This window comes from Streptomyces sp. A0592, from assembly GCF_004795115.1.
GTDB classification, from domain to species: domain Bacteria; phylum Actinomycetota; class Actinomycetes; order Streptomycetales; family Streptomycetaceae; genus Streptomyces; species Streptomyces erythrochromogenes.
In genome coordinates this window covers 253,095-270,488 of record NZ_SSBM01000006.1, presented here as the reverse complement: position 1 = coordinate 270,488, position 17,394 = coordinate 253,095, and the positions used below count along the sequence as shown (strand labels likewise).

At 74.3% G+C, this 17,394-nt stretch carries 16 protein-coding genes; 6 read left to right on the top strand and 10 right to left on the bottom strand.

Annotation, left to right across the window (positions count from 1 at the left end; genetic code table 11):
• Positions 1-171: 171 nt before the first annotated feature.
• Positions 172-1,767 carry an RNA polymerase sigma factor gene (locus tag E6U81_RS12210; protein WP_136230097.1) on the top strand — a complete coding sequence of 532 codons (1,596 nt, stop codon included), beginning with the start codon at positions 172-174 and terminating at the stop codon, positions 1,765-1,767.
• A gap of 96 nt (positions 1,768-1,863) precedes the next feature.
• The gene (locus tag E6U81_RS12205; RefSeq protein ID WP_136230096.1) at positions 1,864-2,223 is read left to right on the top strand and encodes a hypothetical protein; all 360 of its coding nucleotides are present in this window, start codon (positions 1,864-1,866) and stop codon (positions 2,221-2,223) included.
• An 8-nt stretch (positions 2,224-2,231) separates the two neighbouring features.
• Here E6U81_RS12205 and E6U81_RS12200 read toward each other — a convergent pair whose 3' ends face one another.
• The 6 genes from E6U81_RS12200 to E6U81_RS12175 all read right to left on the bottom strand — a co-directional run bounded on the left by E6U81_RS12200 (position 2,232) and on the right by E6U81_RS12175 (position 9,885).
• Positions 2,232-4,049 (bottom strand): hypothetical protein, encoded by a 1,818-nt coding sequence (locus E6U81_RS12200; RefSeq protein WP_240803774.1) that lies wholly within the window; start codon positions 4,047-4,049, stop codon positions 2,232-2,234.
• A complete protein-coding gene (locus E6U81_RS12195; protein WP_136230094.1) occupies positions 4,046-5,107 on the bottom strand; it encodes a MoxR family ATPase in 1,062 nt (353 codons plus the stop codon). Before E6U81_RS12195 ends, E6U81_RS12200 begins: the two co-directional genes overlap by 4 nt.
• A gap of 100 nt (positions 5,108-5,207) precedes the next feature.
• Positions 5,208-5,642: an SRPBCC family protein gene (locus tag E6U81_RS12190; RefSeq protein WP_136230093.1), complete on the bottom strand. Its 435-nt coding sequence runs from the start codon at positions 5,640-5,642 to the stop codon at positions 5,208-5,210.
• A 54-nt stretch (positions 5,643-5,696) separates the two neighbouring features.
• A complete protein-coding gene (locus E6U81_RS12185; protein ID WP_136230092.1) occupies positions 5,697-7,070 on the bottom strand; it encodes an amino acid permease in 1,374 nt (457 codons plus the stop codon).
• A gap of 75 nt (positions 7,071-7,145) precedes the next feature.
• Positions 7,146-9,359 carry a phage holin family protein gene (locus E6U81_RS12180; RefSeq protein WP_136230091.1) on the bottom strand — a complete coding sequence of 738 codons (2,214 nt, stop codon included), beginning with the start codon at positions 9,357-9,359 and terminating at the stop codon, positions 7,146-7,148.
• Positions 9,360-9,480: 121 nt separating this feature from the next.
• On the bottom strand, positions 9,481-9,885 hold the full coding sequence (locus tag E6U81_RS12175; RefSeq protein WP_136230090.1) for a hypothetical protein: 405 nt from the start codon (positions 9,883-9,885) through the stop codon (positions 9,481-9,483).
• 141 nt (positions 9,886-10,026) lie between these two features.
• Here E6U81_RS12175 and E6U81_RS12170 point away from each other — a divergent pair, with 141 nt between their 5' ends.
• Positions 10,027-10,803 carry an MBL fold metallo-hydrolase gene (locus E6U81_RS12170; RefSeq protein ID WP_136230089.1) on the top strand — a complete coding sequence of 259 codons (777 nt, stop codon included), beginning with the start codon at positions 10,027-10,029 and terminating at the stop codon, positions 10,801-10,803.
• A 20-nt stretch (positions 10,804-10,823) separates the two neighbouring features.
• On the top strand, positions 10,824-11,447 hold the full coding sequence (locus E6U81_RS12165) for a VTT domain-containing protein (RefSeq protein ID WP_136230176.1): 624 nt from the start codon (positions 10,824-10,826) through the stop codon (positions 11,445-11,447).
• Positions 11,448-11,610: 163 nt separating this feature from the next.
• Here the strand turns inward: E6U81_RS12165 and E6U81_RS12160 are convergent, their stop codons facing one another.
• Positions 11,611-12,582: a hypothetical protein gene (locus E6U81_RS12160; RefSeq protein WP_136230088.1), complete on the bottom strand. Its 972-nt coding sequence runs from the start codon at positions 12,580-12,582 to the stop codon at positions 11,611-11,613.
• Positions 12,583-12,789: 207 nt separating this feature from the next.
• Here E6U81_RS12160 and E6U81_RS12155 point away from each other — a divergent pair, with 207 nt between their 5' ends.
• Complete coding sequence (locus E6U81_RS12155; RefSeq protein ID WP_136230087.1) at positions 12,790-13,248, top strand: MarR family winged helix-turn-helix transcriptional regulator; 459 nt, start codon at positions 12,790-12,792, stop codon at positions 13,246-13,248.
• Here the strand turns inward: E6U81_RS12155 and E6U81_RS12150 are convergent.
• The 3 genes from E6U81_RS12150 to E6U81_RS12140 all read right to left on the bottom strand — a co-directional run bounded on the left by E6U81_RS12150 (position 13,245) and on the right by E6U81_RS12140 (position 16,372).
• A complete protein-coding gene (locus E6U81_RS12150) occupies positions 13,245-14,396 on the bottom strand; it encodes an MBL fold metallo-hydrolase (protein ID WP_136230086.1) in 1,152 nt (383 codons plus the stop codon). The genes E6U81_RS12155 and E6U81_RS12150 overlap by 4 nt on opposite strands.
• 70 nt (positions 14,397-14,466) lie before the next feature.
• A complete protein-coding gene (locus E6U81_RS12145; RefSeq protein WP_136230175.1) occupies positions 14,467-15,684 on the bottom strand; it encodes an aminotransferase class I/II-fold pyridoxal phosphate-dependent enzyme in 1,218 nt (405 codons plus the stop codon).
• A gap of 115 nt (positions 15,685-15,799) precedes the next feature.
• Positions 15,800-16,372, bottom strand: a complete 573-nt coding sequence (locus E6U81_RS12140; protein ID WP_136230085.1) for a TIGR03086 family metal-binding protein — start codon at positions 16,370-16,372, stop codon at positions 15,800-15,802.
• 190 nt (positions 16,373-16,562) lie between these two features.
• On the opposite strand from E6U81_RS12140, the gene E6U81_RS12135 reads away from it, so the two are divergent.
• Positions 16,563-17,393, top strand: a complete 831-nt coding sequence (locus tag E6U81_RS12135; protein WP_136230084.1) for a methyltransferase domain-containing protein — start codon at positions 16,563-16,565, stop codon at positions 17,391-17,393.
• Position 17,394: the final 1 nt, after the last annotated feature.

Genomic DNA, 17,394 nt, shown 5'->3' with positions numbered 1-17,394 from the left:
TAGCGTGGCGCAGGTCACTCAATTCAGCGCGTAACGAATCGACTCGGGCATGCGATGAACCGACAGGTGTCCTCGCGCGGCCCGGAATACAGACCCCCCTCGGGTCTGTTTCCCGAGTTCGCGCGATGATGTCCCGCCCACTCCCTATTTGTTCGCAACGAGAGGCTCCTTGTGTCGCTCAGCCCGTCCCGTACGTTCCCTCCGGAGATCGCCGAATCCGAGGCCCTCGTCGCGCTCGTCGAGCGCGGCCGCGAGCAGGGTCACATCAACGGTGACGACGTGCGCCAGGCCTTCGAGGCCGGCCGCATCCCGGTGGACCAGTGGAAGCGGGTCCTGCGCAGCCTGAACCAGGTCCTCGACGAGGAGGGTGTCGCCCTTCACGTCAGCGCGGCCCCCGCCACCAAGGCTGCCGCGAAGAAGCCCCGCAAGGCTGCCGCCGCCCCCGCCCGCACCGTGGCCAAGAAGGCCGCCGCCGCGCCCCGCCCCATCGGCGCGCGCAAGACCGCGGCCCCCGCCGCGGCCACCACGGTCACGTCCACGGCTTCGGCGATATCCGCTCCGTCGGCCGCGGCTGCGGAGGCGGCGCCGGCCGAGGCCGCCGCCGAGCCGAAGAAGCGCACGGTCAAGAAGACCGCCGCCAAGAAGACCGCCGTGAAGAAGACCGCCGCGGCGAAGAAGACCAGCGCCAAGGACTCCGACGAGGGCGAGACCCCGGCCGCCGAGGGCGAGGACTGGGCGGCCGAGGACCTCGTCGACGAGGCTGAGGAGGAGGCGGCCCCCAAGGCCGGCGCCCAGGGCTTCGTGCTGTCCGACGACGACGAGGACGACGCCCCGGCGCAGACCGTCATGGTCGCCGGCGCCACCGCCGACCCGGTCAAGGACTACCTCAAGCTCATCGGCAAGGTGCCGCTCCTCAACGCCGAGCAGGAGGTCGAGCTCGCCAAGCGCATCGAGGCCGGTCTCTTCTCCGAGTACAAGCTCGAAGAGGAGGAGGACCACAAGCCCGCATTCAAGCGCGAGCTGGAGATCCTCGTCGAGGACGGCCGCCGTGCGAAGAACCACCTGCTGGAGGCCAACCTCCGTCTCGTGGTCTCCCTCGCCAAGCGCTACACCGGCCGCGGCATGCTCTTCCTGGACCTGATCCAGGAGGGCAACGTCGGCCTGATCCGCGCCGTGGAGAAGTTCGACTACACCAAGGGCTTCAAGTTCTCCACGTACGCGACCTGGTGGATCCGGCAGGCGATCACGCGTGCCATGGCCGACCAGTCGCGCACGATCCGCATCCCGGTCCACATGGTCGAGATCATCAACAAGCTCGCCCGCGTGCAGCGCCAGATGCTGCAGGACCTCGGCCGGGAGCCCACTCCGGAGGAGCTGGGCAAGGAACTCGACATGACCCCCGAGAAGGTCATCGAGGTCCAGAAGTACGGCCGCGAGCCGATCTCCCTGCACACCCCGCTGGGTGAGGAGGGCGACAGCGAGTTCGGTGACCTCATCGAGGACTCCGAGGCGGTCGTGCCCGCGGACGCGGTCTCCTTCACCTTCCTCCAGGAGCAGCTCCAGTCGATCCTGGGCACGCTCTCGGAGCGCGAGGCGGGCGTGGTCTCCATGCGCTACGGCCTCAATGACGGCCAGCCGAAGACCCTCGACGAGATCGGCCGCGTGTACGGGGTCACCCGTGAGCGCATCCGCCAGATCGAGTCGAAGACCATGTCGAAGCTGCGCCACCCGTCGCGTTCGCAGGTGCTGCGCGACTACCTCGACTGAGTCGATCTCCACCAGCACGCCCCCGACCCGCGCACCGAGCGGGCCGGGGGCGTGCTGCGTCGAGGGGTGGGATCGTGGCGTCAGGAGGTTCCGCCCATGGCCGACACCCCGCTCCCGCCCCCTCCCGCGCAGCCCCCGACGTGGGGTCCGCGTCCCGAGGGCCCGCCGGCGCGCCCCGCTCCCGGCCCGAGGAAGCCGCACCGGGTCTTCTTCTGGCTCTTCCTCGCGGTCCAGCTGTTCTTCCTGATCTGGATCATCGCGGCGCTGAACGGCGCCGACGCCGACCCCGAGGCCTGTGCGGGGCTGACGGGGGACGCCCTGCAGGTGTGCCGGGACGCCGGGGACGTCGGCACCGCGCTCGGCGTCTGGCTGCTGGTCGCCTTCTGGGCGGCCGTGGACGTCATCCTCGCCACCACCTACGGCATCTACCGGCTCGGCCGCAGGCAGCGCACCTGAGGCGGTCCTCATGCGAGCCGGAAGACCGGGCCCCTGGGGGTGAAGGGGAGGGAGGCGCCCTCGGGGATCAGGTAGGCGTGTTCGCGGCGGACGCGCAGGGTGTCGCACCAGCCGTCCGTGATCACCAGCAGCGGCGCCGCGGGCGGGAAGTCCTCGGCGCGCTGGAGCAGGTAGACGCCCGGCTGCAGCACCGTGCCGCCGCGGCCGCGGACCCGGACCCGGCCCGCGATCTCGGTCGGCGGCACGTAGCCCGCGTCGTACGGCGCCGCGTCGCAGAACACGACGCGCGCCGCCGGTACGTCCCGGGCCTCGGCGTACGAGGCGATCGCGCCCAGCGCCTTGCCGAGCAGGGCGGCGTTCATCGACCCGGAGGTGTCGAGGACCACGCCGAAGGTGCAGCGGGCGATCTCCTCGGGCGGAAAGTACCGGCCCGCGCGCGGGATGTGCGGGGTCGAGGCCTGGCGGCGCGCCGGGCGGGCGTAGGACCGTACGGCCTGCGGCCTCGGCACGTACTCGTCGAACCAGCGTGCGAGCCGGGCGTCCCAGGGCACGGGCGGGTGGGCGAGGGCCCGGATCTCCTGGACGAGCCCGGCGGGCAGCAGGCCGCGCCCGCCCTGGACGTGCAGGTCGAAGCCCTGGACGAGGCCGCGCCGGTAGAACTCGTCGAGGTCCGCGTACGGGCGCCCCGCACCGTGCGCGAGGGGCTCGCCCAGGATGTCCCCGGCGCCCTTGCCGCGCAGGGTGGCCAGGCGCCGCATCCGGCGCAGGTCGGTGGCGATCCGGTCGTACACCTCCTCGACGGAGAGCCCGCGCAGCGCCGGGTCGTGCAGCAGCCCCTCGGGCATGGTGCCGATCCGCATCTCCACCAGCCAGTCGTTGACGACGTAGTCGGCGGCGACGTTGTGCAGGTACGGGTCGCGGCCGCCGCGGCGCTCGCCGTGGCGCAGGGCGGCGTGCAGCATCTCGTGGGCGAGGATGAACCGCCACTCGTTGTCCTCGAAGGTGCGCAGCGGGTTGATGTAGATCTCCCCGGCGGTGGCGCTGACGGCGGCGACGGCGATGTCCTGGGCGCGGGCCAGCTCGGCGTCGGCGACGACGGTCAGGCCGGCGGCGAGCCCGCCGAGCAGCGGGTAGGAGGACACGAACCAGTTCAGGGCCCGGTCCCAGGGGCGCTGAGCCACCCGTTCGCCGGTGGTCCGGTCACGGCGTCCGCCGGCCACGTCCATGGCGGCGGAGACGCTGCGGGTCAGGGCGGCGGCGAAGGCGGTCTGCCAGTCGGGGACGGCGGTGCCCCAGGTCCGCCAGGTGGTCAGGATCTGGTCGGGGGCGCGCCCGGCCGTGCCGCAGTGCTCGTAGGCGGCCGGGATGCCGTCGCGGCGCCAGCGGGCGGCGAGCTCGTCCTCGTCGCCGCCGGGGTACTGCGCGGGCAGGTGGTCGGGGGCGCGGCCGACCGGGAAGGTCTGCAGGAAGCGGTTGACGACGGTGCAGCGGGCAGCGAGGTCGAAGCCGTCCGGCTGGGTCCGGTTGTCGTCCTTGGCGGCCGGGACGTGGCCGAAGCCGAGGTGGAGCAGGGCGTGGGCGATCGTCCAGGCCCACTCGCGGGGTTCGGCCCGCCGGGTGGGGTGGACGTGGACGACGCCGTTGGAGGTGATGGCGGCCAGGCCCCCGTCCGGGGACTCCGGGCAGCCGGCCTCGCGGCAGATCTTGCCGTCGAGGGCGCCGAGGGCCGGGTTCTGCTTGACCAGGGCCAGGCCCTCGGCGAAGGCCTGGGTGGCCGGATCGGGCTTGGCGGCGGCCTTCGCCCGGGCCTTTCCGCTCCGGCTCACCGGCGGGCCTCGACCAGCCGGGGCATGTCGCGGGCGGCCTCGATGAGGAACCATCCGGGCAGCACGGGCAGCCCGTCGGCGTCGTCGGCGATGACGGTCTGGGCCACCTCGACGGAGATCTCGGCGAGCTGGACGAGGAGCGACTTGAAGCGGTACGTGTGCTGCCGCAGGGCGGGCGAGACGTGTTCCTTCTGCGCGGGGAGCTCCTTGAGCAGGCGGCCCCGGAAGGCCTCCGCGAGGTAGTAGAGCAGGTCGCGGTCCTGGAGCCGGGCGGGCCAGGAGGCGTCGCCCTTCAGGATGGCCTCGATGCCGAAGGTATGGCGGACGATCTTGGCGTAGCCGCAGAAGGAGACGGCGTGCGCGGGGGTGAGCGTGCCGTGGGCGACCACCTTGAGGGTCTGCTCGTCCAGCTCCGTGCCGAAGGAGTGCAGGGCGTCGGAGAGCATGTGCCAGGAGCGCGGGGTGGAGAAGGGCTCCTCGGTCTTGGGCGGCTGCGACCAGAGGTGGTCGGGGCGGTCGGTGAGGTAGTCGGCGACCCAGGGGTGGATGCCGTGCTCGCCCGCCCACACCAGCCAGTCCTGTGCGCACGCCTGGAGGTGGACGTGGGTGAGGCGGTTGACCAGGGCGGAGGCGATGGGCCGGGCCAGCGCGTTGTCCGTGGCGCGGTTGCCCGCCCCGATGACGATGGACCCGGCGGGCAGTTCGTAGGAGCCGATGCGGCGGTCGAGGATCAGCGAGTAGAAGGCCTTCTGGACGTCCGGGCCCGCGGCGTTGAGCTCGTCGAGGAAGAGGCAGTACGGCTCGTCGCGGGCGATGGCCTCGGGCGGGCAGAAGACGGAGCGGCCGTCGCGGATCTGAGGTACGCCGATCAGGTCCTCGGGGGCGAGCTGCGTGCCGAGGAGGCTGACGCACTCCAGGCCGAGGGAGTCGGCGAACTTCCGCACGAGCGAGGACTTCCCGATGCCGGGCGCCCCCCAGAGGAAAACGGGCCGCACGGTGGCGAGGCCGAGCAGCAGTTCGGGGATCTGGGCGGGGGTGACGGCGACGGCAGCCTGCACGGGCGGAGATGTCCTTCGGGGTGGTCCGGTGTGTGGTGCGGCCAGTGTGGTCGCACCACACACCGCCCGGCATCCGGTTTTCCCCGGGAACCCCTCCGGCTCAGGTCTCGATGAGGTGCTTGAGCTTCTCCTCGTTCAACGGCATCTCCTTGCGCGCGTACGGCTTCACGACGAGCGGTACGAGGACCCTGCCGATGCCGTGGCCCTCGAAGTCGAGGCTCAGGGTCAGCCGGGAGCGCGTTCCGTCGCCCAGGGGCTCGACGGCGCCCCGGACGTCACCGCGGACCGGGCCGTCGACGCCGTGCAGGTGCCAGCTCCTGGGCGGGTCGTACTCGGTGAGCTCCATGGTCGTCGGGAACTCGCGCCGACCGATCCGCCGCCGTACGGCGATCAGCGAGCCGACGGCCGGGTGCTCGGCGCCCCGGACGGACACGGCGCTCTTCTGCCACTCCGGCAGATGGGAGGCGTCCGACGCGTAGGAGAAGACCTCTTCGGGACTGCGGTCGATCTCGATGCTTTCTCTGATCGCGGACATGGCGACCCTTTCATGCCCCCTGAAAGGCCCTGTCCTTCCACGCTACCGCGCAGGTCAGGTGACTGTCCGCTGCCTGCGGGCGGCCATCACGGCATAGACCGCGACGCCGGCGAAGAGGAAGAGCACGCCCTGGTAGACGGCGGCGTAACCGGAGCCGGCCACCAGCCACAGGGAGAAGCCGAAGGCCAGGACGGCGAGGGCGCCGTCGCGCACCAGGCGCCCGCGCCGGACCCGCTCACCCTGGCCGGAGAGCAGGAAGTAGATCTGCGCGGCGGTGGAGAGCAGGTAGGGGACGGTCGCGGTGAAGGTGGTGACGAGGACCAGGATCTCGAAGACGCCGTCGGAGCCGGCCGTGTAGTTGTAGACGGTCAGGGCTGAGGCCAGGGAGGTCGTGACGACGACGCCGACCACCGGGACCCCGCGCCGCTTCTTCTCGAAGGCCCGCGGGAAGAGCCCGTCCTTGGCGGCGGCGTACGGGGTCTGGGCGCTGAGCAGGGTCCAGCCGTTGAGGGCGCCGGCCATCGAGACGACGGCGGCGCAGGCGACGAGGGTGCCGCCCCAGGTGCCGCCGAACATGGCGTTGACGGCGTCGGTGAAGGGGGCTTCGGAGGAGACCAGCTTCTCGTGGGCGACGAGGCCGAAGACGGAGAGGGTGCCGAGCAGGTAGACGACGGCCGCCCCGGTGGTGCCGAGGATCGTGGCCCGGCCGACGTTGCGGGCGGGGTCGCGGACCTCGCCGGCGCTGACGGCGGCCGACTCCACGCCGAGGTAGCTGAAGAGGAGGATCGCCGCGGAGGCGGAGAGCGCGCCGGCCGGGCTCTGGTCGGTGGCCTGGAACGGGCCGAGGTTGGCGGGGTCGAAGAAGAACAGGCCGCCCACCGCCACCAGCAGCAGCGGGGCGAACTTCAGCACGGTGGCGACGAGTTGGACCGCGCCGACATAGCGGGTGCCGGCCAGGTTGGCGAGCGCGGGGAGCCATTGCATGGCCAGGGCCGCCAGGCACATGGACCACTTGTGCTCGCCGATGGCCGGGAAGAGGACGGAGAGGTAGCCGACGGAGGCGACGGCGAGGGCCGCGTTCGACACCCAGGAGGTTATCCAGTAGCTCCAGGCGGCGAGGAAGCCGGCGAAGTCACCGAAGGCGGCGCGGGCGTAGACGTACGGTCCGCCGGTCTGCGGGTGCCGGCGGGCGAGGCGGCCGAAGACGAGCGCGAGGGCGATCGCTCCGAGGGTGAGCACCGCGAAGGCGACGAGGCTGATGGTGCCGAAGGGCGCGACCGAGGCGGGGAGGAGGAAGATCCCGCCGCCGATGATGTTGCCCATGACCAGGCAGGTCGCGATGGGGAGGCCGAAGCGCCGGGCATGGGGGTCGCGGCCCGGCTCGGGGGGTGCGGTGGCCTCGGCGGGCAGGGCTGCGGTGCTGGTCATCGGTGGTGCGCCTCGGGTCGTCTCACATGGTGGGCGGGTCGACACATGGTCGGCCACCGTGCGGGACGTACCAAATCAGCGGGTTTCGTCCCGTGCGGGCGACCCATCGGAAGGAAGGATTCCGCCGATGTGGCCCTCCGGCGGGGAATCCTGCGGCACCCCTCGGGAGGTCCCCCCGCCGACCGCCTCCGAGGCCCGGGCCGGCGGGGCGGCCGTGTACCGGCCCGCGTCGCGGGGCGCGGGCTCCCCCGCCCACCGTGTCCCCGGCGGGGCCACCGGCACCTGGGGGCCGTCCGCCTCCCTGAGCCAGCGTCGCAGTACGCCGTGCACGGCCTGCGCACCGACCAGCTCCTCCCCCGGGTCCGACAGCTCCGCGGGCCACATCAGGAACGGGTGCCCCTGCTCCCCGCCCAGGCCGCCGTGCGAGCCGATCTGCTCCTCGAAGGCGTGCACCGCGCCCGTGCGCGGGTCGTACGCCGAGTTCACCATGATGTCGGCGACGTGCGGGAAGGCGTCGGTCCGGCGGACGGCATCGGCCGCGCCCGGGCCGAAGGGGGCCAGCAGTTCCTCCGCCTCACCGGGCACGTCCAGCCGGGCCTCGGCCCCGCCCGGCCCCAGCACCACCCCGTCCACCAGGAGGAAGCCCACACCGGGGTGGTTCGCCAGGGTCGCCAGCAGCGCCGGGTGCGCGTGCTCGATGCGGGCCCGGGAGGCCCTGCCGGGAACGTCCGGGAAGGAGATCAGGGCGAGGTTGCCCGAAGCCAGCACCACCGGGTCGGAACCCGGTCCCGGCCGGGCCTCCTCGCCCTCCTCCACCGGCCGGTGCAGGGCCGCGAGGACCGCCGCGCGGGCCTCGGCCCCGCTGCGCGTACGGCCGGCCTTGCGGGAGACGGGCAGTCCGCAGCCCGCCCGCACCAGGTCCTTGAGGGTCAGCCCGTACCGCGCCAGGAAGGTCTCCCCCGGGCTCTGGCCGTGGTCGGAGAGCAGCACGATCCGGTACGGGCGCGGCGCGTGCTCGGCGACCCGGGCGAGCAGCGCGAGGCTGCGGTCGAGGCGTTCCAGCACCTGGTCGGTGTCCCGGCCGCGCGGGCCCGAGTGGTGCGCGACCTCGTCGTAGGCGACGAGGTCGGCGTAGACCACGGAGCGCCCCGCGAGCATGTCGCCGATCACCGCCGCGACGACCACGTCCCGTTCGACCACGGTCGCGAAGGCCCGGATCAGCGGGTAGAGCCCGCCGCGCGAGACGCGGGGCCGGTCGCCGCGGATCCGTGCCCGCACGGACTGGACGATCTCCCGGGCCGCGTCGGCGACGAAGGACAGGGCCGTGCGGACGGCGTTGGCCGGATCGGAGAAGTACGCGAAGTAGCCGGAGCGGGACCGGTTGGCCCGGCCGCGCCGCGCCGAGACCGAGAGCACGAGCGCCAGCTGGTCCGCGCCCCCGCTGAAGAGGTTGCCCCGGCTGGCCCCGTCGAGCGTGAGCAGTCCGCCGTCGCCGGTGCGCTCGACGGCCCGCCGCTGGAGTTCCGCGGCGCTGGTGGGGCGGTTGCAGACCATCACCTCGCGGGTGTCCTTCTCGTACCAGCGGAAGGCGGGCACGTCGAAGGTGGAGCCGTGCAGGATGCCGAGCTGGCTGGCGCCGGTCTGGCTCGACCAGTCCGTGCGCCAGGACGTGACGCGGTGGCCGCGCTCCAGCCAGTCGGCGACGGTCGGCATCAGTGCGCTGTTGCAGGCCTCGCGCAGCACCTCGTACCCGACCCCGTCGAGCTGGAGGACCAGCAGCCCGGGCACGGCCGCCCCGGCCCGGGGCGCGGCCCCGCGGCCCTGCCGTCGGCGGCGCCGGTCGGCGAGCCGGTAGAGCCGGCGCCGGTAGGCCTCGTCGTCGCGCACCGCGAGCGCGGTGGCGGTCGCCGAGGCCACCGCGGACATCACGGCGGCGACGACGACCGCGGTCTCGGGCGCGGCCTCGCCCCGCCCGTCGGGGATCAGTCTGAGCGCTATCAGCAGGAGCGAGCCGTTCAGGAAGAAGACGAGCAGCCCGAGCACGAGGGCGGGCACGAGCAGCAGGGCCCGCACGACCACGGGCCAGACGAGGGCGCTCAGCAGGCCGAAGGCGCCGGCGCCCCAGGCCGCGGTGAGGCCGATCTGCGTGATGCTGTCGCCGTCGTCGGACTGGAGCCGGAAGTCCGGGAGGATCCCGGCCAGGGCGAGCATGGTGAGGGTGGACACCGCCCAGACGAGGGCCACCCGCACCAGGGCGTTGCCCGTGGTCCGCCATCGTCGTCGCCGCACCGTGCCACCCCCTGGATCGTCCTGCGCTTCCAGGCTCGCACAGCGGGGGCGGCGCGGCCGGGCGACGGGGACGGCGTACAGGAGTGCGCGGCGGGGCGACGGGGTGGCGGGGCGGCGGCGGTCAGGTGCCGTCGTAGCCCGCGGTCGGCATGGACAGCCGCCGGTGCACCTCGGCCTTCATCGCGGAGGTGTACCGGGGCTCTTCGCCCCCGGCGGTCTCCAGGCGCACGCCGCGCCGTTCGCACTCCGCGGTGAACTCCTCGACGCAGCCCAGAGCGCGGGCCAGCACCCGCTGGTTGGCGGCGACGAAGAGGCCGACCCGCCCGATGGCCATCTCGGACCAGAACCCGCAGTGGTCCGCGCGCATCCCGTAGACCAGCAGCTGCTTGGTCACGACGTAGCCCCGGTCGGCCGCCCAGCGTGCGCACACGGCGTGCTGGCCGCGGGTGTCCACGGCGAAGGGGTCTTCGTCCAGGTCTTCGAGCGGGGCCAGGCTGGTGATCGCGGCCACGCGCAACTCTTCCATGCCGCCGGACCCTACTCCGATCCGCCGCCCGAGAGGAGGGGCTGCCGGGTTCGGATTCCGAGGCGGTGGCGGGAGCCTCCGGCCCGGCATGATGGGTAGGACACCCCGAGGCTGGCAGGACGGCGAGGGAGGGAGGGCCTGATGCCGGTGGAGATCACCTGGTGGGGCCATGCGACGTGCACCGTCGAGGATTCCGGGGTGCGGCTGCTGACGGACCCGTTGTTCACGCGGCGGCTCGCGCACCTGCGGCGGCGCCGCGGGGCGCTCCCGCCGCCCGGGGCTGCGGTGGCGGACGTGGTGCTGGTGTCACACCTGCACGCGGACCATCTGCACCTGCCGTCGCTGGGGCGGCTCGCGCCCGGGACCAGGCTCCTGGTGCCGCGGGGGGCGCGGCGAGCGGTCCCGGGGCTGGCCCGGCTGGCCGGGCTGCGCGGGCTGGCGGTGACGGAGACGGCGCCGGGCGAGGAGGTCCGCGTGGCGGAGGGCGTACGGGTCCGGGCGGTCAGCGCCCGGCACGACGGGCGGCGGCTGCCGTTCGGACCGCACCGGACGCCTGCGCTCGGATACGTGGTCCAGGGCGCGGCGCGGACGTACTTCGCCGGGGACACCGGCCTGTTCGACACGATGGCCGAGGAGGTGGGGCCGGTGGACGTCGCCCTGCTGCCGGTGGGCGGCTGGGGTCCGTACCTGGGTCCCGGGCACCTGGATGCCGGGCGGGCGGCGCGCGCGCTGGCACAACTGGCGCCGGCGGCAGCCGTGCCCGTCCACTACGGGACGTACTGGCCGGTGGGGATGGACGCGGTGCGGCCGCACGAGTTCCACGCGCCGGGCGAGGAGTTCGAGCGGCACGCGCGGCGGCTGGCGCCCAAGGTGACCGTGCGGGTACCGGGGCACGGTGAGCGGGTGCGGCTGCCGTGACGCTCCGCGACCTCACGGCGCTGGCAGCGGCGGCGGCCGCGGGAGCCGGCCAGGCGCCGCCGGAGACCACCCGGCAGGCGGTGGGCTACCCGGCGCTGTTCGTACTGGTGGCGCTGGGTGCGCTGGTGCCGGTGATTCCCACCGGCGCGCTGGTGAGTTCGGCGGCGGTGGTGGCGTTCCACCACCAGGCGCCGTACGGGGTGCTGCTGGTGTTCGCGGTGTCGGCGCTGGCGGCCTTCACCGGGGACCTGGCGCTGTACTGGCTCGGGCAGCGCGGGGTGCGGTCCCGCAACGGTTCGCGGTGGTTGGAGGCGTTGCGCGGCCGGGCCACGCCCGAGCGGCTGGCGCAGGCGCAGACCCGGCTGGACGAGCACGGGGTGACGGTGCTGGTGCTCTCCCGGCTGGTTCCGGCGGGCCGGATCCCGGTGATGCTGGCCTGTCTGCTGGCCGAGCTGCCGCTGCGCCGGTTCGCCCGCGGCGACGGCCCCGCGTGCCTGGCCTGGGCGGCCACGTACGGGCTGATCGGCATCCTGGGAGGCTCGCTCTTCTCGGAGCCGTGGAAGGGCGTGGCCGTGGCGGTCGGCCTGGCGCTGCTGATCAGCACGGGCCCGGCGGCCTGGCGCCGACTGCGCCGGAGTCCCTGAGCGGCCGCCGGACCACCGGGCGGGGTCCGGCGGATCAGGATCGGCCGGATCAGGGTCGTCCGGCCCGGGTCGTCCGGTGCCCCGCAGGACCGGAGTCCCGCAGGACGGCAGATCCGCGGGGTGAGGCCGGCACCTCGGAGGAGGGAGCCCCGCGGAGCGTCGGCTAAGGGGCCTCGGGCCGGCCGTGGCCCGGTCGGGCGGTCTGCGGCGGGAACGCGAGGCCCGTCGGCGTGTTGAGGCCGGTGAAGGCGAGCGTGACCTGTCCGCCGCCGCTCTCCCCGACCCGCACGACGCGGTTGTTGAAGCCGTCGGCCACGTACAGGCCGCCGGACCCGTCGAGCGCGAGGCCCAGCGGAGAGTTCAGGCCGACGGTGGGCACCGTGCTCTGCGGGCCGCCGCCCGCGGGCACCTTGACGACACGGTTGTTGCCGCTGTCCGCGATGTAGAGGTCGCCGGCGGCGTTCAGGGCCAGCCCGGTCGGCTGGGAGAGGCCGGTGGTGGGCACGGTGCTCTGGCCGCCCCCGCCCGCCGCGACCTTGACGACCCGGTCGTTGACGAAGTCGGAGACGTACAGGCCCCCGTCGGGCGCGATCGCCAGCCCCCAGGGGTGCAGCAGCCCGGTGGTGGGCACGGTGCTCTGGCCGCTCCCGTCCGCGGCCACCTTCACGACCCGGTCGTTGAAGCTGTCGGCGATGAAGAGGTTCCCGGCCGGGTCGACGGCGAGCCCCAGCGGACGCGACAGGTCCGCGGTGGGAACGACCGACTGTCCCCCGCCGTCCGGAGCCAGGACGACCACGCGGTTGTTGCCGGTGTCGGCGACGTAGAGCCGGCCCGCCGCGTCCCAGGCCAGGCCGGTCGGCCGCACCAGGCCGTCGAGGGGCACGGTGCTCTGGTCGCCGCCGTCCGCGGGCAGGGCGACCACGCGGTTGTTGCCGTAGTCGGACACGTACAAGGGAGGGCCGGCGGGCGACCCCGCACCGGCGGGCTGCGCGGCGCCGGCCACCCCGCCCGCCAGCGCGCACAGCGCCAGCAGCCCCGCGGCGGCGGCCAGCCGCCGGGCCCACCGCCGGGCGGCCGGGCGGCCCGCGGGGGCCGGCGGATCGATCGTTCGCGACTCGGCCGTCTTGCGTTCCACGACTCACCCACCTGATCTGGACGGTCGGCCCGGTGCCGTACCCCCGCCGACCCTAGGAACCGCCGCCCGAGGACACGGGAGCCACGCCACCGCAGCCCGCCCCGGCCACTCCAATGCCCGCCGCCGCGGGGGCTGGACCTCAAGTGCGCTTGAGTTCGTAGGGTTTTGGATCAACGGACCTGAAGGACCTACGGGGAGTCGATCACCATGGAGTACTCGCACGACGACGCCGGACTCCTCCAGCAGCCCATCGGCTACTGGAGCTGGGCCGCCTACGACGCGGTCGTGACCCGCACCCGGGGCGCGCTCGCCTCGATCGGCACCACCCAACCCCAGTGGTGGATCCTGGCCCAGGTGGCCCGGGCCGGGGAGGCGCGGACCCGCGACGAGGTGACGCGGACCCTGCGGGGCTACCTCTCCGTGGGCGACGAGGCACTGGCGGAAGAGATCGACACGACCGTCGCGCGGGGCTGGATCACGCAGGACGCCGAGGGCCTCCTCGCGCTCACTCCGGAGGGCCTGGAATTCTTCGGCCGCGCGCAGGCACTGCAGAAGCAGCTGTGGGACGAGCGGCACGAGGGCATCTCGGACGAGGAGTACCTGGCCACCCTCAAAGTGCTGCAGCGCTTCATCCACAACACGGGCGGCCGTGCCTGGCACCACTAGGCCGGATCCGGGACGGCGTCCGGGTTCGGGAGGGTGCGGGAGGCTCCGACCGGGAGGTCCCAGAGGTCCTCGCGGGGCAGTCCCGATCGGGCCCATGCGGCCAGGGTGCGGTGCAGGGGCTCCATGACCGGTTCGGCGGAGAGCACGAAGGCGGCCCAGTGCATGGGGGCCATCCTCCGGGCCCCGAGGTCGAGGCAGGCCTGGACGGCCTCCTCCGGGTCGGCGTGGACGTCGCCGAGCCACCAGCGCGGGGCGTACGCGCCGACGGGCAGCAGGGCGAGGTCGATGCCGGGGTGGCGGCGGCCGATCTCGCGGAACCACCGGCCGTAGCCCGTGTCCCCGGCGAAGTAGACCTTCCTCGGGACCGGGCTCAGGGTGTCGGTGAGGATCCAGCCGCCCCACAGGGACCGGCAGGTGTCGGTCAGGGACCGCTTCGACCAGTGGTGGGCGGGGACGAACTCGAACCGCACACCGCCCAGTTCGGCCGACTCCCACCAGTCGAGGTCGGTGACCCGGGTGAAGCCGCGGCGCCGGAACCAGCCCGCGAGGCCCGCAGGGACGAAGAGGGCGGTGTCCCGGGGCAGTCGCCTGAGGGTGGGGGCGTCGAGGTGGTCGTAGTGGTTGTGGCTGATCACGACCGCGTCCACCGGCGGCAGGTCTTCCCAGCGCACCCCGACGGGCGTCATCCGGGACGGGGTGCCGAGGATCCGCCGGGACCAGACGGGGTCGGTCAGTACGGTCAGTCCGCCGGTCCGCAGGACCCAGCTGGCGTGCCCGGCCCAGGTGACGGACAGCGCGCCGGCGGCCGTCGCGGGCAGTGGGCCCGGCTCGTACGGCAGGTCCGGGATGCCGCGCAGCCCTTCCGGGCCGGGCCGGAAGGCGCCCTCACGGGCGAGCCGGGCGAAGGCGCGGACGCCGGGGAGCGGGGTGGTCAGCCGGTCGGCGAACGAGCGGGGCCAGCGGCGGTGTTCGCCGAGCGGGCGCGGGGCGGACCCGTGCGGGGCGGACCCGTGCGGGGCGGACGGTTGCGGGGCGGACGGTTGCGGGGCGGACTGTTGCGGGGCCGGCCGGGTGGCGGCTCGGCGTACGGGCCCCGCGGCGGGGGCGGCCGGGGCGGGTGCGGGGGCGGCGTCCGTCCGGTCGCTCATCGGGAGGTCTCCGTTCACCGTGGTCGCGGGTGCGGGGTGGGGGTCGCGGCGGGCCGGGCGGCCCGCGTGGTCAGGCCAGCCCGGTCAGGACCGATCCGAGGAGATCCAGGGAGCTCCGCACGTGCGGCAGTTCGAGCGGATCGCGGGCGTTGAGCACGGCCAGCCGCTCCTCGGGCGTGGCGCCCAGCAGCGGCCCGGTGGACAACCTGACCCGCAGCGCGCCCAGTTCGTCCGCGAACCGCTGCCCGCCGGGGGTGGGCGCCCCGAGCCGGCCGCCGAGCCAGTCCTCCAGTTCCATGGCGTCGCCGACGCCGTGCCGGGCGAGTCCGGCGCGCAGCGGGGTGAGGTCTGCGTACAGGTGGCGTCCGGCCTGCGGGGGTCGGGCCAGGGCCCCCGCGGCGCGGATCTCGCGGTGCGCGGCGGCGGCCACCAGGCCGTGCATGCGGGCGGCCGCGTACGCGCGTGCGGCGACGGCGTCGGGTTCGTGGAGGGCGTGCGCCGCGGCGCCGGCCACGGGTCCGGCTACCACTGCGCCGGTGGCGGTGAGCACGTCGAGGGTGCCGGCCCGCAGCCGGGCCCCGCGCGCGGTGGCGGGGAAGCGGACCACGGCGGCGGGCCAGCCGGCCGGCAGCAGCGCGCCGGACAGGTCGACGAGGACCGCCGCCTGTTCGGGCAGCATCTCGGCGGGGCTCAGGACGAGGTCGTCGTGGGGCCGGTGGACGGTGTCGCGCCAGCTCTCATCGCTGACGACGAACAGCCCGGCGGTCTCGGCGGCCTCGCACGCCTCGCGCACCAGCTCGGGCGGCGGGACAGTCGCGGTCGGATCGTCGGCCACCGACAGCAGCAGCACCCGCGGATCGCCGCCCTCGGCGCGCACCCGCCGGACGGTCTCCAGCAGGGCGTAGGGGTCGGGTACGCCGCCGCACTCGGCCGGGGTCGGCACGTGGTAGGCCCGCCGCCCGAGCAGCCGGACCTGCGGGGTCCACCATGCGGGGCAGGGCCGGGGCAGCATCACGTCGCCCCCGTACGCCCCGAGGAGCGCCAGGAGCAGCGCCGGGGCGCCGGGGCCCGCCGCCACGTGCTCCGGGGTGGTGGCCAGTCCGCGCCGGCCCCAGTACCGGCAGGCCGCCTCGCGCAGCGACAGCCCGCCGCCCAGGGGCTGCGGGGAGGAGCGTCCGGCGGCCGCGCCGAGGACGGAGACCAGCTCGGAGAGCACGGGCAGGCCGGGCTGCGGCGCGGGCGGGCCGTAGCGGACCGGGCCGCGTCCCTCCGCCGCCGTGCGCTGCATCCCCTCCACCGCTGTCCGCCTTCCGCGTTCGTCGCGCCGCACTCCCCGACCCTGACCTTTATACGATTGTTCGCCCGCATATGCCCTGTCGGATGCCGCCCGTCGGCCCTCAGGCTCAGCCCGTCCGCCCCACCATCGCGAGCAGCCTGGTCTGCGCGTCCGCGCCCGCCGGAACCTCGACCGGCTCGGCGAACATGCCACTGGCCGCGAGTCCGTCGGCGTACGGCATGACCTCCTTGATCGAGAACTCGACGAGGGTGTCGGGCAGCCGGTCGTCGGCCCCGATGCCGCGGCAGAGGTCCCAGGTGTGCACGACGCAGTCGGCGGTCAGCTCCGAGCAGTACGCCGACCCGAGCGCGGGCCCGTAGGAGAGCCGTACGGTCCGCTCCAGCGCGCCGGACGCGGCGAAGGCGGCGTGCGCGGCGCCCGAGGCCCGGTCCCACGCGGCGACCGGGTCGTCGCCCAGCACGTCCCCGGAGAAGGCGTCGCCCAGTTCTTCGAGGGTGCGGCCCTCGGTGATCAGCGGCGGGATCCAGAGCTGCTCCCCGGTGACGTGGTTGACCAGGTCCCGCACGGTCCACTCCGTGCACGGCGTGGGCGCCGCCCACTGGTCGCCCTGCACGGCGCGCACCCGCTCGCCGAAGAACCGCAGCGCTTCGGCGTGCCGTTCGAGCAGCGTGTCGGACATGGCTCCCACCGCCCTCCGCCGGGGGTGACTTCCCCCTGCTGCAACTCTCCTCGCCCCCGTACGGCCCTGCCACCGACCCACCCGATCCCCTTGCCAATCAAGGATGGCGTCCACATGTCAAAACACATATCTCAAATGACGAACTGATCGCTACGGTGGTGCCCACGCTTCGACGAGGAGGGGTACGGCCATGGACGCCACGAACGCCGCCAAGGAGACCGCCGTCTACACGCACGGCCACCACGAGTCGGTCCTGCGCTCGCACCGCTGGCGCACGGCCGAGAACTCCGCCGCCTACCTGATCGGCGAGCTGCGCCCCGGTCTGTCGGTGCTGGACGTCGGCTGCGGCCCGGGCACCATCACGGCGGACCTGGCGGAGCTGGTCGCACCGGGCGGCCGGGTGACCGCCGTCGACGCGGCCGAGGACGTCCTGGCCCAGGCCCGGGCGCACGTGGCGGAGCGCGGCCTGGACGACGCCGTGACCTTCGCCGTCGCGGACGTGCACGCCCTGGACTTCCCCGACGACTCCTTCGACGTGGTCCACGCCCACCAGGTGCTGCAGCACGTCGGTGATCCGGTACGGGCGCTGCGCGAGATGCGGCGGGTCTGCCGGCCGGGCGGGGTCGTCGCCGCACGCGACGCCGACTACGCGGCGATGACCTGGTACCCGGCGACGCCGGGGCTGGACGCATGGCTGGACCTGTACCGGCGGGTGGCCCGCGCCAACGGCGGCGAACCGGACGCGGGCCGCCGGCTGCGGGCCTGGGCCCGGCAGGCCGGCTTCACGGACGTGGCCTCCTCGGCCACCTCCTGGTGCTTCGCCACCCCGGAGGAGACGGCCTGGTGGTCAGCCTTGTGGGCCGACCGGACGAGGGCCTCCTCCTACGCCGGCATCGCCGTCCGGGGCGGCCATGCGACGACCGGCGACCTGGAGGCCGCCGCGGACGCCTGGCGCACCTGGGGCGCCGACCCGGACGCCTGGTTCTCGGTCCTGAACGCCGAGATCCTGTGCCGGGCCTGAC

Bases quoted from the DNA above. Each gene is read 5' to 3' on its own strand.
- E6U81_RS12155 (WP_136230087.1), top strand. From the start codon at position 12,790: ATGGAGTACTCGCACGACGACGCCGGACTCCTCCAGCAGCCCATCGGC.
- E6U81_RS12140 (WP_136230085.1), bottom strand. From the start codon at position 16,372: ATGTCCGACACGCTGCTCGAACGGCACGCCGAAGCGCTGCGGTTCTTC.
- E6U81_RS12190 (WP_136230093.1), bottom strand. From the start codon at position 5,642: ATGTCCGCGATCAGAGAAAGCATCGAGATCGACCGCAGTCCCGAAGAG.
- E6U81_RS12145 (WP_136230175.1), bottom strand. From the start codon at position 15,684: ATGCAGCGCACGGCGGCGGAGGGACGCGGCCCGGTCCGCTACGGCCCG.
- E6U81_RS12150 (WP_136230086.1), bottom strand. From the start codon at position 14,396: ATGAGCGACCGGACGGACGCCGCCCCCGCACCCGCCCCGGCCGCCCCC.
- E6U81_RS12135 (WP_136230084.1), top strand. From the start codon at position 16,563: ATGGACGCCACGAACGCCGCCAAGGAGACCGCCGTCTACACGCACGGC.
- E6U81_RS12170 (WP_136230089.1), top strand. From the start codon at position 10,027: ATGCCGGTGGAGATCACCTGGTGGGGCCATGCGACGTGCACCGTCGAG.
- E6U81_RS12175 (WP_136230090.1), bottom strand. From the start codon at position 9,885: ATGGAAGAGTTGCGCGTGGCCGCGATCACCAGCCTGGCCCCGCTCGAA.
- E6U81_RS12185 (WP_136230092.1), bottom strand. From the start codon at position 7,070: ATGACCAGCACCGCAGCCCTGCCCGCCGAGGCCACCGCACCCCCCGAG.
- E6U81_RS12205 (WP_136230096.1), top strand. From the start codon at position 1,864: ATGGCCGACACCCCGCTCCCGCCCCCTCCCGCGCAGCCCCCGACGTGG.